This window comes from Olivibacter sp. EAT-5, from assembly GCF_044784325.1.
GTDB classification, from domain to species: domain Bacteria; phylum Bacteroidota; class Bacteroidia; order Sphingobacteriales; family Sphingobacteriaceae; genus Olivibacter; species Olivibacter oleidegradans.
Window position 1 is genome coordinate 6,276,650 of sequence record NZ_CP173028.1, and the last position, 12,378, is coordinate 6,289,027.

At 42.3% G+C, this 12,378-nt stretch carries 11 protein-coding genes; 7 read left to right on the forward strand and 4 right to left on the reverse strand.

Annotated elements, in window-relative coordinates; all coding sequences use genetic code 11:
• The first annotated feature begins 465 nt into the window (after positions 1-465).
• The 3 genes from ACH11B_RS26450 (at position 466) to ACH11B_RS26460 (ending at position 2,124) form a co-directional block, all read left to right on the forward strand.
• Complete coding sequence (locus ACH11B_RS26450) at positions 466-1,062, forward strand: Crp/Fnr family transcriptional regulator (protein ID WP_377611294.1); 597 nt, start codon at positions 466-468, stop codon at positions 1,060-1,062.
• 187 nt (positions 1,063-1,249) lie between these two features.
• A complete protein-coding gene (locus ACH11B_RS26455) occupies positions 1,250-1,729 on the forward strand; it encodes a MauE/DoxX family redox-associated membrane protein (RefSeq protein ID WP_377611296.1) in 480 nt (159 codons plus the stop codon).
• Between the two features lie 65 nt (positions 1,730-1,794).
• Positions 1,795-2,124 (forward strand): hypothetical protein, encoded by a 330-nt coding sequence (locus ACH11B_RS26460; protein ID WP_377611297.1) that lies wholly within the window; start codon positions 1,795-1,797, stop codon positions 2,122-2,124.
• A gap of 116 nt (positions 2,125-2,240) precedes the next feature.
• Here ACH11B_RS26460 and ACH11B_RS26465 read toward each other — a convergent pair whose 3' ends face one another.
• From ACH11B_RS26465 to ACH11B_RS26480, 4 genes are all read right to left on the reverse strand, one after another.
• Complete coding sequence (locus tag ACH11B_RS26465; RefSeq protein WP_377611299.1) at positions 2,241-3,593, reverse strand: RagB/SusD family nutrient uptake outer membrane protein; 1,353 nt, start codon at positions 3,591-3,593, stop codon at positions 2,241-2,243.
• Between the two features lie 4 nt (positions 3,594-3,597).
• Complete coding sequence (locus ACH11B_RS26470; protein WP_377611301.1) at positions 3,598-6,783, reverse strand: SusC/RagA family TonB-linked outer membrane protein; 3,186 nt, start codon at positions 6,781-6,783, stop codon at positions 3,598-3,600.
• On the reverse strand, positions 6,780-8,639 hold the full coding sequence (locus tag ACH11B_RS26475; protein WP_377611303.1) for a TlpA family protein disulfide reductase: 1,860 nt from the start codon (positions 8,637-8,639) through the stop codon (positions 6,780-6,782). Before ACH11B_RS26475 ends, ACH11B_RS26470 begins: the two co-directional genes overlap by 4 nt.
• Before the next feature lie 285 nt (positions 8,640-8,924).
• The gene (locus ACH11B_RS26480; RefSeq protein ID WP_168204594.1) at positions 8,925-9,065 is read right to left on the reverse strand and encodes a hypothetical protein; all 141 of its coding nucleotides are present in this window, start codon (positions 9,063-9,065) and stop codon (positions 8,925-8,927) included.
• Positions 9,066-9,443: 378 nt separating this feature from the next.
• Here ACH11B_RS26480 and ACH11B_RS26485 point away from each other — a divergent pair, with 378 nt between their 5' ends.
• From ACH11B_RS26485 to ACH11B_RS26500, 4 genes are all read left to right on the forward strand, one after another.
• On the forward strand, positions 9,444-9,689 hold the full coding sequence (locus ACH11B_RS26485) for a helix-turn-helix transcriptional regulator (protein ID WP_377611305.1): 246 nt from the start codon (positions 9,444-9,446) through the stop codon (positions 9,687-9,689).
• Between the two features lie 195 nt (positions 9,690-9,884).
• Complete coding sequence (locus tag ACH11B_RS26490; RefSeq protein ID WP_377611307.1) at positions 9,885-10,277, forward strand: hypothetical protein; 393 nt, start codon at positions 9,885-9,887, stop codon at positions 10,275-10,277.
• Positions 10,278-10,531: 254 nt separating this feature from the next.
• Positions 10,532-11,392 carry an AbiJ-NTD4 domain-containing protein gene (locus ACH11B_RS26495; protein WP_377611309.1) on the forward strand — a complete coding sequence of 287 codons (861 nt, stop codon included), beginning with the start codon at positions 10,532-10,534 and terminating at the stop codon, positions 11,390-11,392.
• A 34-nt stretch (positions 11,393-11,426) separates the two neighbouring features.
• Positions 11,427-12,284 (forward strand): helix-turn-helix domain-containing protein, encoded by an 858-nt coding sequence (locus tag ACH11B_RS26500; protein ID WP_377611311.1) that lies wholly within the window; start codon positions 11,427-11,429, stop codon positions 12,282-12,284.
• Positions 12,285-12,378: the final 94 nt, after the last annotated feature.

Here is a 12,378-nt window from a genome sequence, read left to right on the forward strand (position 1 = left end):
CCTTAGAGCCGGGCAGTGCTTGAAAAAATTAAAGATCCCAATACTCACAATCGTCAATCAAATTCATGATTCCGTAGCGAAAACACAGATCGGAGAATCCTAGGGCTTGTTCAGGTAAAATCAACGGTTTTAACATTTTATCTATTGTTTAATTTAAGTACCGATTTTATCGAAGGCATCGGTATTAACCTACTCAATAGCTATGAGATTTGGTGATCACGGTTCAAACATCTAATTTTTTCTGTAAAAATCTAAATAAATCGGCCGTAATTACTTTTACGGGTACCGAAATTGCATTTTTACAAAAATTTCCATTAGAGAATACACCTTATGTCACCTAAACAGCCTTGTTATTATACCGTATTGCAGCACTGATTCTTAAAACGAGTGCGCAGTGTCACCCCTGTCACTTGATCAAATTTTAAAAAGCTATTTATTTGCTTTTTTCTGATAAAAAACCTAGACATGACAGCGAAAGAAAAGTATATTAACGATGCACTGATTTTACTAAGCCAATCTTTTAACCTACCCCTGCACCTTGCAGACCGTTTAAATCAATTCATCAATTTACTAGAAGTGCCTGCCTTTCATTATCTGGAGTATCCAGGCCCTGCCGAAGAGGGTTATTTATGGTATGTAGTGCGTGGGGTGAGCCGGAGCGTTGCATATGACAAAAACACCCAAAACTACTACACCCTTTTTCTTTGGAAAAAAGGAGATGTTATTTTCCAAGCAGATAGTTTCCTATTTGGTGGCATGCGTACCGAAAGCCTGCAAACACTGGACGACAGTGTTCTGCTCCAATTACCCACCAGCCACCTAAAGCGCCTATTAGATGAGTGGCCATCCCTCCACCCCCTATTAACCCGGCTTGTTGCCCAGTACGAATTGCGCTTAGTTCGCTACAGCTATTGGTTACGGTCTGCTGCTATCCACCGTGTTCAATTGCTCTTGCTACACTATCCGGGCATTGCAGAACGTGTGCCCCATTACATCCTAGCCGATTACCTCAACTTAAACCGCAACACTTTCAGAAAACTACTTAAAAAGCTTAGATCCTAAGTGTTTCATACAAATGCTACCTAGAGCCGCTTCTAATGCTACCTAGATAGCATTGGCTGTCGCATCCATGGCCTAGTTTTGAAAATATGGAAAACGAGAGGTAGAAACCGTTCCATCGCAGGCCGACTGCCGATCACGGAAAGAAAGATCGGCAGTCCGCTTGGAGGTTAAATTAAAAAAAAGGCATATGAAGACAGCACGTTTTATAACCATCACAACACTCTTATTATTGATACTATGGGTGCCTGTAACAGTAGATAAATTAGTCGATTATGGCAGTTTCAAAGCAGGGATCCTCCGCCAGCCACTTCCATCGGCAATTGGCCAGGCGCTACTTTGGCTATTGCCATTTGCAGAAGCTGTGGTAGTGGCATTGCTATTAATCAATAGCAAGACCCGCAAATGGGCCATGTACCTCTCCTCCTTATTGCTGTTGGTCTTTACCATTTATATAGGCATGGCCTTATTAGGTTTTTGGGAAAAAACACCCTGTGCTTGTGGGAGTGTCATTAGGTTCCTTAGCTGGAAACAGCATTTTTTCTTCAACCTCTTTTTCCTATTGATTTCCATTTGGGGGATTTATTCAACACGCAACATACAGCATTCGCCTAGCCTCGGGGAAGCCGGGCGAATGGGTGAGCCAACCAAACTGGCAACAAATAAATAACCATTATTCTTTTAATTAGATCGTATTTTAAGGGAAACTTTTTGACGGGATAAAAAGTCCATACCATGGCTAAATTAACTAGCCCAATTTTAAAGAATGGCCTTTATATGATGGCCGCATTGGTGCTCGCGGGAAGCACCATAGCCGTAAAGGCTGGAAGTGCAAACGCAAGGGCCGATTACAACTGGTACGAAGCGGACGAAGCAACCGGTGTGGTGCAGGCAAATCCAATTGATCCGCAAACTACTTGTCCGGGATCGGGAGAACTGTGTGCCATTGGATTGGATCGTCAGCACTTCAACTTGAATCCGACTGACGATGCGCCTATCAGTAACCTAAGCGAGCTTAGTTCTTCTGATATGGCCTTTACAGAACGCGAAGAAAAACAGCCATAAGGTTTAGTAATTTCTTCTGTTTAACGCTATAAAAGTAGCGTAACCAATTTTTAGGAAAACCTTTCGCAAGGGAAAAAAAATGGGACCATGCCTTAACTTACATGGTCCCATTTGTGTTAATCCCGTGGATTCTGTTCCACTCCGTTCAATGAAATTACAATATCCGGAAAAGGAAAGGTGTAAAGGTTACTGTTGGGCAGCAATACCCGCTGCCGATTGTCCAACTGCCTTATCAGTGTTTTCTGATAGGGTTCCTCTTTATTCAATCGTCGCAAATCAGACCATCTCAGGCCCCTTAAAATCAACTCTTTTCTTCGTTCATTTAGAACCTGCCTTAAAAGAGGCTCTTCAGATAAAGGCACTTGCCCATCCCTATAACGCAGCCGTAGCAACCTGCCCAAGGTTTCTCTTCCCTCCACTTCATTTCCGAGGCGCGCCTCGCATTCCGCTTTGATTAAGTAAACCTCTGATGTCGATAAACCACTGAACAGGCGAAGCGACCCATCATATGATCCCTTGAAGGTTAACACACCCTTATTGTCCCAAAAGTATACCGCTTTACGGAGATCGGCATCGTCATAAGAAGCATATAACAGCGAGTCAACACGCAGCTTCGCTGCCGAAAGTACTCCTTTGTAATTCATGGTTGCCTGAAAGATCACTTCCTTATTAAACTGCTCGATTGGATAAGCTAAGGAAGTATCCAATGAGCTATAATCCAATAAATCCGTCTGTAAGGCTAAAGCATCATCGGCATAAGCTAGGGCCAGTCCGTAATTGCGCATCTGCAAATAGATTCGTGCCAGCAAGGCATAAACCGCAACCCTGCTAGGCCGCGCCGTTGTAAACACTTGTATAGGTAGCAACTTAGCAGCTTCCTGCAAATCATGTAAGAAGAAATCATAACTATCTTGCACCGAACTTCTGCTTAGGGTCGCCTCCACATCAGACTCCCGCCGTAAAATCAATCCGGCATCTTGTGTAGCTGTAGCCGCATCATAGTCCTTACAAAACAGTTGTGCCAATTGATAGTGGCCCCAAGCCCTAAAAAACAGCGCACTGCCTTTAATACCATTCCACGCAGCAAGTTCAGAATTATTTGGCACTATCTTGTCAAGGCCTTCCAACGCAATATTGGCGTAATTGATCATACGATAGGGAATAAACCAATCCGTAGGCCGGTTATCTGTGGCTTCAAACACATCTTTTTCCCAGGCATAGGTGTTCCGATCATTCAGATTGGCCGTTTGCCAATCGTTATAAGTTAAGTAATAATCATCGCTGGCTACCACCCCCAAAGACGGGGTCGATTCCATATTCATTACCGAATAATTATCAAGAATTGCTTGCAGGTCTTTTAACGTGCTGGGTACCACCAAACGTTTGTCGGGTTTGATGTCCAGATAATCTCCACAGGCGCTTGCAACGAAGCTTAGGAAGCAAAGCCCCATCCATTTTTGTATTGTCATTATATCAGAAGTTAAGGTTTAAACCAAGAGCCAACATACGCGGAGGCAGTAAAGTAGCATTGGGCCTATCCGGATCTACCCCCAATTTATTAGCCCGCCAAAGTATAGCCAGGTTATTTGCATAGGCAAATAACTTCGCACTCTTAATACCCAAGCTGCGCAGTTCAGCAGCCACGAACCGGTAGCTGAGATTGATATCCTGCAGACGGATATGATCCCCACGATGTACCAATATCTCCGCCGTCAGATAGCTGTTTTCTCGGTTACTGTTTACATTTAATGGCAGGGACGGCACAGTTGTCCAGCGCTCATCGCCCGGTTGCTGCCATCTGTATTCCAGATCGCGATGCCCTACCCTACTATTCAATAAAGAAGCGTAGCTGATGGCACTCTGCCTAAAATGGTAACCGGTTTTAAAGGTAATATTGAAGCTTAAGGCCCATGATTTATAAGAAAAAGTATTCCGCCAAGACCCGGAAAAAGGCGGAAACGTTAAGCCGCTATAGATCAAATCGTCATAGCTATCTACCGTTCGCCAATAATTTGCATAATCTGTACCCAACACCCCGTCTACCATTACCAAAGGATCGCCCGTTTGCCCATCCAACCCATACCAAGGTATACTATAAAAAGCATCGAGTGATTTACCTTTCTGTGGGGGAATACCGTAGTTGGATGAAAATCCGAGCAAGTTCTCCGGCCCATTATATTCCGTCACTTTGTTCCTTACATAATTCGCTAAAATATCCATACGCCATCCCAATCTGCGTTTCACTAAATCAGCACCCAGCTGGACATCAAAACCCTGCGTGCGTAAACCAGCGTTGTTTATCCGAAAAGCGTTCACAAAAGAAATGTCATAGCCCATGGTAGGATCTACCAATACATCACCCAATAAGTCCTTACCATTTTTAATAAAATAATCTACCGTACCTTGCAAGAAACCGTTCTTTGTTTCAAAATCTAGGCCCAGGTTCAAGGTACCGATGCGCTCCCAGCGCAGGTTCGGATTGCCTACGTTACGGATCGAAGCCTGGCGCAGGCCTGTAGTGGTATTGGTACTATAGACAGCCGTATTAAAGGCCGTCATGGAACGATCAATATTTCCGTTATAGCCGTAAGTAACCCGTAAAGCCAACGAGGGAAGTGATTCAAAATCATAAAAGGCCTCTTTATCCAAACGCCATTTTGCGCCTACCGACCACAAGGGTACCACCCGTTGGTTTGTCTTTACACCAAAAAGGTTAGAAGCATCCCATCGGGCACTGGCAGATAAGGTATATTTCTGCTGATAAGTATAAGCCGCGTTCACAAAAGCCGACACAAAACGATCAAGCCCCTCCGTAATCGACGCCAGCGGAAGCGGCAAACGAGCGGTAGCGCGGGGCCTTGTAGGATAGCGCGTAACAAAATCGAATTGCTGCTGAAAGGTAAGCACCTCATCATCATAGCCATAGTATTCGATGCCATCACCCTTTGTTCTCGCCTCCCGTACCTCTGCGCCTGCCAAAACACTTATTTCCTGTCCATCAAATTGCTGGTTATAATTCAACTGCCCCCTCAGCGAATGCGCCTGCGTTTCCGTGTTATTTAACTTCAAGATCGCTCCTTCCGGAAAAACACGTGTTCCGTCCGCCTGCGTATACATATTCACCAAGTTCCTTACCCGGTAACTATCCGGATCATCGTAATCCCGACTACGGCTGAGCAGGCGTTGGTATTGATATTTAATATCGAGATTGAAATGCTTCAGAAAACGGTAGTTCAGGCCTGTATTCAGACGGACCTCGCTTCCCCTCTGTACATTATCAAAAAGCGCCCTTTCTTTCATGGGCCGGTATGACCAGTCGAGCAGCCCCTCGCTTACAGCCCCATCAATATAACTACTCCGATAATTCCGTGCAATCATTGCAGGATTCCCTTCCGCATCCAGTAAATTTGCATAAGGGTATAGTTGCTGATTAGCTCCCGAAAGAATGCCCGACAATTCCAGTCCGTTATTTTCAGCCCTGGTTTGCAGATAGGCCAAAGCCGCAGAAATTTCCAAAGCGGACGAAACTTCGAAGGTATTATTGAAATTAAGCGATATCCGTTGAAAGCTGTTACCAACGGTACTGCTTAAATTTTTATCGAAACCCGCTGAGGTGTAAAAGAGATACTTTTCACCACCACCACGCAGGTTCAAAGCATACTGCTGGTTAATGGCATGGCGGTACAACAGATCCTGCGCTTCCTGCCTTACATCCGTAGCCGCAAATTCGTCCCAACGTTGCCGTAACCCGGCATCATCCAATTGCCCATCACGATACGCTATCAGCGCTTCCACCGCAGGAGTTAATGCCGTCCAATCATTTTCCTGATAAAAACCATTCTCAAAAAGTGCATGTTCCACTTCCAGAAAGTCGACTGACCTCGAAAAATTCGGATTGTAAAATAAATCAGGTCTTTGCGCCAGCTGGACGTTGCTTACCAGGTTAATACTGACGGGCTGCTGATAACGTCCTTTCTTGGTATTGATCACAATGACGCCATTTCCTGCACGGGCACCCCATATGGATGCAGCGGCCGCATCTTTTAAGATGGTGATATTTTCAATATCGTTGGGGTTGATATTATTGATATCCCCTTCGTAAGGAAAATTGTCCAGCACAATCAGGGGAGAATTATTGGCATAGAGCGAGCCTAAGCCGCGCACACGCAGCTCAGGTTGGCTTTGACTGGTATTCCGATGATCAAAAGCCAGCGAATTGGTGACTCCTTCCAGGCGACTGATAATATCCGTACTCACACTACGGTTCAGCAATTCGTTATCCAACTGTGTAAAGGCACCCGTAGCCCTTTCCTTCGGCAGGGAGTAATAGCCAGTCGAAATAGTCACCTCCTCTAAGGTCTGCGCACTTTTAGCCAACAGCAATCTGATCGGCTTAGACAGATCAGTCAATTCCAGCGTAACCGTTTCATAACCCATTAGGCTAGCGCGTATAGAATCGCCCACGGCCCGTTTCAGTAAATGGAAGTTGCCCAGACTATCCGTTCGCACGACCTCGGCGGTTTTCAATGATTGCACGGTTACCCAAGGTAAGGGTTGTTGGTTTTCCCGATCCAGCACTTTGCCCGTTAGGGTTTGGCTCTGTACATGAATCGTAGCGCCAACCAGTATCAATAACAGAGAGCATAAGGCGGTTTTCATTGATTTACCTCCTTATCGCGGATCACCAACATTGGAATTTTCCGTTTCTGTTTTTTTAGTGCCAGGCCATAAATGGCCAGCTCTTTGCTCAGCTGGTTTAGGTTTGTTGTTTCCATATTTAATGTAAGGTTTAGGTTAAAAGAGCGCGTTTGCTCCGATATAATAGGTAAATTGAGTGCTTTCAGTTGTTTTTGTAAAATGCGTATTAGCACATCAACCGGTTGATTGATCAGCTCCAAACTATTTCCCTGTTTCAGAATGCGTGGCTTCCCCTCTTTGGTTTTCGAATCATTGTGGCGCTTCGCGGTAGTTAGGACCAAACATGGCACGCTCCGATCTTCCAGTTTCCCGGTATAGGGAAAATACCTTTCCAGATCTTGCCGCATCAGATCCGCTCCATCACCCTGATAGTGCTCCGGCACACGCATCTCGTAGACATAGTAATGTTCCTGTTTCCAATCGTCCCACGTGGCCTTATCCTGTGGAAGCTGCAGTTCCGCCGGTTTCTTGGTTTCAAGTATTATCCTGTTTGCCCGGTTAAAAGGATTGTTGTACCATTCCAGACCACCTACCAGAATACTGTACAAATCAGCAACGGAGCGGTTACCCGTCCGGATGGAGCGAAACCTTCCGAGGCTATCCACCTCTTTTTGAAAACTATTCGGGATACCCGGGATATAGCGCATGACATAAGCATAGCCCATCAGTTGATCCTCATGTCGTCCATTTCCTTCCAACCACAGAGGTGTTTTTGGATCAAAATCCTGCAGATCTACTTTGGTGGGTAAAGCAATTTTCTGTTCATTCAGATAACTCCCAATACTGCGTGCATCGGTATTATTCCCACTTGTAATGGCAACAACTTTTCCGTCCGTCCCGATCCAGATATGGTGAGGTATCGATCTAAAAGGGAAAGACTGACGCAGTACTTTCTTCTCATAAACCATATCAACGGTCATCGTCCTTTTCTTTAGCGGCAAACGAGCCCGCACTCGATCTGCACTTTCGGAAGCGTTAACCAGTAATATTTTCACCTCGTTACTAAACTGTTGCTGAAGGGAATCAATCTTTGGAAAAGACGCTAGACACACTGTACACCACGTCGCCCAAAAATCCAGAATAATAAGTTTACCCCTGTAAACACTAAGCGTTACGGTGCTGCTTCCCTCCTGCCCTGCTTTTACCATTTGCAGAGGCATATGCCATAAGGCTTCCGGAATGGTGTCCCCTATTTGTAGCGGCCTAATAGAATCTGCGGATGAAGCCACGCCGTGGGCAGCCTCCGGGGAGGAGGACTGCCGGGCGTGTGCCAAACAAACACAGAACAAGATCTTTAGGGTTATAAGGTATACGGTGTAAGGTTTAAGGCCGCGCGAGGCCTTACCACTACGCTTCACTGCGAGGAGTTTACGACGTGGCAGTCTTCTCCGCCTCATAGCCTCAATCATATTCTCGTCAGCCCCATTTTGCGACGAAAAAAGGTATCTGCACCTAAATTTCCAGTACTTTTTTATACAATTTTTAGCAGCAAAAAACCAACAAAAAGCGCCCTGAACACCTCTTAAACCCCATTTTCCTGTAACTCGCGAGTTACAGGTAGTTTTTTCATTTATTTTTTGTATACAGCGCGTCCTACTTACCGGCTTCACCTCACATGTCATCCTAATCTCGTTACAGAACAGGACGAAGGATCTGTAAGCAAAGGAAACGAGCGCACTCATCACTAATCGCTCATCATTCATCGTTAGTGAACTCTTGCGCGCTGTATTTAATATTTTATTCTTTCGAGAGATGGCTTGAACTAATAACTTCCCAACAGCACACACCCCTCCCATTAAGCGTAAAAATGCTTTCATTTTGGTCGATTTAATTCGGTTTAGGTTTAAAAAATTTTAGAAAAAACCGACCCCATATCACCAACAAGGCACAAATTATTTGCGGGTTTGAAAGAAAGCCACTATCTTTAGAGGTAATTGCAATAACCAAAAGATCTGACCTACTCCAAGCCTAAGCGAACAATCGTTTTCTTATTGGAATAGGATCGGTGACAGACTGAGATATGGCTTTTTATAGCCTGCTTCGGGTTGAGCTTCTTTGCTTCTTCCCTATGCTATCCACAGCCTGTTTATCTTTTGATCCACCTATTCAGGTGAAGCGATGATGTTCTTTAAAGGTGATTGAAGGGATTTGGGATGTACTCGTAAGGCGCCATTCTGGATGACGGACCACACAAGTAATTTGTGATTTAAGTAACTAGTCGGTTTGGTTTTTTTCGTTTTCATAATTCCTGATTTTATGGAAACGATGTCAAAAAACTTTGGACCTTTTTACCTATAGAAACCAATAGGGCGGCTCCAATGCTTTTTTGATTGAGGGATAACCGCCAAGCTAACCCTTGCACAAATCTACTCGAGATTTACGCTTTGCCTTCAAAAAAGACTAACATGAAGTCCGCCTCTATCGGTAATATATCATCAAAGATAACATATCCAATAGAATCTGGCGAACTCACGGTCTTCTCGTAGGCAATTTGGCGGTTTTCTCAAACGAGAGAGACATCGTTAAAGTAGAATCTTCTACTCTTTACTGTCGCGTTTTACTAATGCAAATATACAAAGTTGACTTTAAAAGTCAACTAAAAAAGAAATTTATTTATAGAAATGAAATTAAACCGTTTAGCAGAGGTTTTTGAAGAACTCGGGGTAGAGAACAATGATATAGTAAAATTTTTAAAAGTTAAGAAAGAGACGGTATCTAGATGGGTTAATAATCATCAACAACCGTCGTTAACAACCTTTGCTCAAATTGCGGAGTATTTGCGCATTGACATAAGAGAGCTTTTCTATCCTAGCGATTGGAGCAGCAGCACAGTTGAAGCGTTTAAATCAAAAAAAGTAAGGGATTAGAACAAGTCGACATGGAAATGGTTGAGTAAATGATCTTCTAGCTACATTGTCGAAAATGCAAAGCCCAATGCGAAAAAATGGACTATGGACGATCAAAATATTGATGGTTACAAAATAACCGCAAGCATGATCGCAGCAGTAAGGTCTACGTAAACAGCAAATGATGGCAATGTCTTAAGAATACAATCAAAGCTGATGGACAAAATTAAGGTAATAAGAACGGTAACCTTGATAAAAAGTTTAGGATTTTATAACAAGAAATTCAAAAAGAAAAAGGAGTTTACGATCCCGCTCACTAGTAATGGATTAATACTATTAACCCACGTTAGGCTAGTCGCGAACGGTATAGACATCACAGGTGTAACTGAAATCAGAGAGATATTATATATCGATGAAGAGGTAGAGCGTGGTTTGTTAGATGGTGATATAGCGGTATTTCTCCAAATGGAGATCGGTGGCGAATTATCTTTTTTGATACATACCAGAAGAAAAATGAGAATGCTGATTTACGAAAAAATTGACAACCGTCGAGCTCGGTTAAAGAAAATAAAAAAATTGAAAAAGAGCATTATTAAAAAGACTTCATAAAAATGCAACTAATTTTACCACTTCATCCAAAAGGCAACCTTTATTATGTACTATACTCTTTTAGTCGTTTCGATTTACTTAGGCGTCATTGCCTTAGTTATCTACCTCTTTTATCGTATCATTGACAATTGGATAAATCGTTCGTAGAGAACAAAATGTACTTCTTGTGAACTTGATAAGTGCGTTGGAGATGGACAAAGATCAGAATAAATAGATCGAAAACAGAAAATATTATTCCTACTTACTCAAATTTTATGAAATCATTTTCACAGAGAATAGGCCTCAAACCAGTCAGAGAAATAATACAGAGAGAAAGCGCTGATGCAGTTCTGAGAAATCAACTTTGGAATGCGCTTACAATTTTCTATCTTAAAAGATTCGGAACATGGATTTCTGAAACGGATAAAAGCATTTACTTTTTGATTAACAGAATTTGGGTGAAGTACTATGGCAACAGGCTTGACGAGCTTGATAGTTATACCCCAAAAATATTAAATAAATTAAAAGACGACTTTTTAACATCAAGTTGGAATGAAATGTTCGATATCTTAGAGTTTATTCCCAATAATTACGAGCTTGAAGTTCGAGAAGGTGGTTATGATAATAAGACTAACAAAGAGTTTTACATTCTTGCAAACAAAATTTTAGAGCAAAACCTCTCAGCTTATCGGTTTGTAGATAAATTAATCACAGAAATTAGCTCAGAAGAAGAAATGTCGTCTATTGAAGAAGCTGCACAACAAACTTCGAAATACAAACCCGTTCAGACACATCTTAGACGGGCATTGGAATTATTGTCTGACAGAAAAAGCCCCGATTATCGCAACTCCATTAAAGAGTCAATAAGCGCGATCGAATCGTTTTGCTGTATTGCAACAAATAATCCGAAAGCAACGCTAGGACAAGCATTAAAAGAGGCTGAAAAAAGGCATGAGATCCATCCAGCACTAAAGAATTCTTTTTCTAGCTTATATGGTTATACTAGTGATGGCGGCGGAATAAGACACTCCTTACTCAGTGAATCATCATTAAAGCAAGAGGACGCAAAATTCATGCTTGTTGCTTGCAGCGCGTTTGTCAATTACTTGTTAGTAAAGACAAGTGAACTCGATTAAGTTAACTTTACTCCACGGTTATAGGTAAACTTTTATGGAATTTAACATCGATTATCTAAACTCTCTCATAGAGAATCAAGTCGAGGAGCACTTAAATTTGGATTACAAAGCCTCAGGATCTCTCGCAAAAGAAGACAGAAAAACCATTGAAATCTCTAAAGATGTATCATCGTTTGCTAATTCGGATGGTGGACTCATTATTTATGGCATGAGAGAAGATGCGATTAATAGACATCTACCATCAGAGTTGGATCCAATAGATAGAGAAAAAATTTCCAAAGAGTGGCTCGAGCAAATAATAAACAGCAAAATTAGACCTCGTATTGATGGTTTGATTGTTCATCCAATACCTATAGGAGAAAAGGCTATCTACATTGTAGAAATACCAAGATCGGATCAAGCTCATCAAGCCGACGATAAAAAATATTACAAAAGATTCAACTTTAATTGTGAACCTATGTATGATTACGAAATTAAGGATATAATGAATAGAGCCAAACAGCCCAATGTATATCTTGAGTTTATGCTTGGCACATTTATTCAACACAGTGCTATTGATAGGCAAGTTTATCATCTTTACTGCCGTGCCATAAATCGAGGTTCGGTTTTGGCAAATTACTTTAACGCCAAGATAGAGTTACCGACAGACATATTGTTTCAACACTCTGGGAGAAATAATACACAAACAATTAATTGGTCAAATCAAGAAAAAGGAAACCATCCTTTAGCAATTTTACCCTCTCTTAGCATTAGAAAGACTTTGGATGTTAAGATAAAATCAAATTATATGTTGCTCGATAAAGAGATAACATGGACCGCCTATGCTGACAATGCAAAACCTAACATTGGGAAAACTAAAATTACGGAACTGTCAACAAATCATTGGATATAAATCACGCAAACTGTAGAGCTGAATAGGCTGATCTTATTCGTCACTTAATTTTCCTTTCCGCACTTTTCTCTCATCCAAATATGTCGTTAAGATA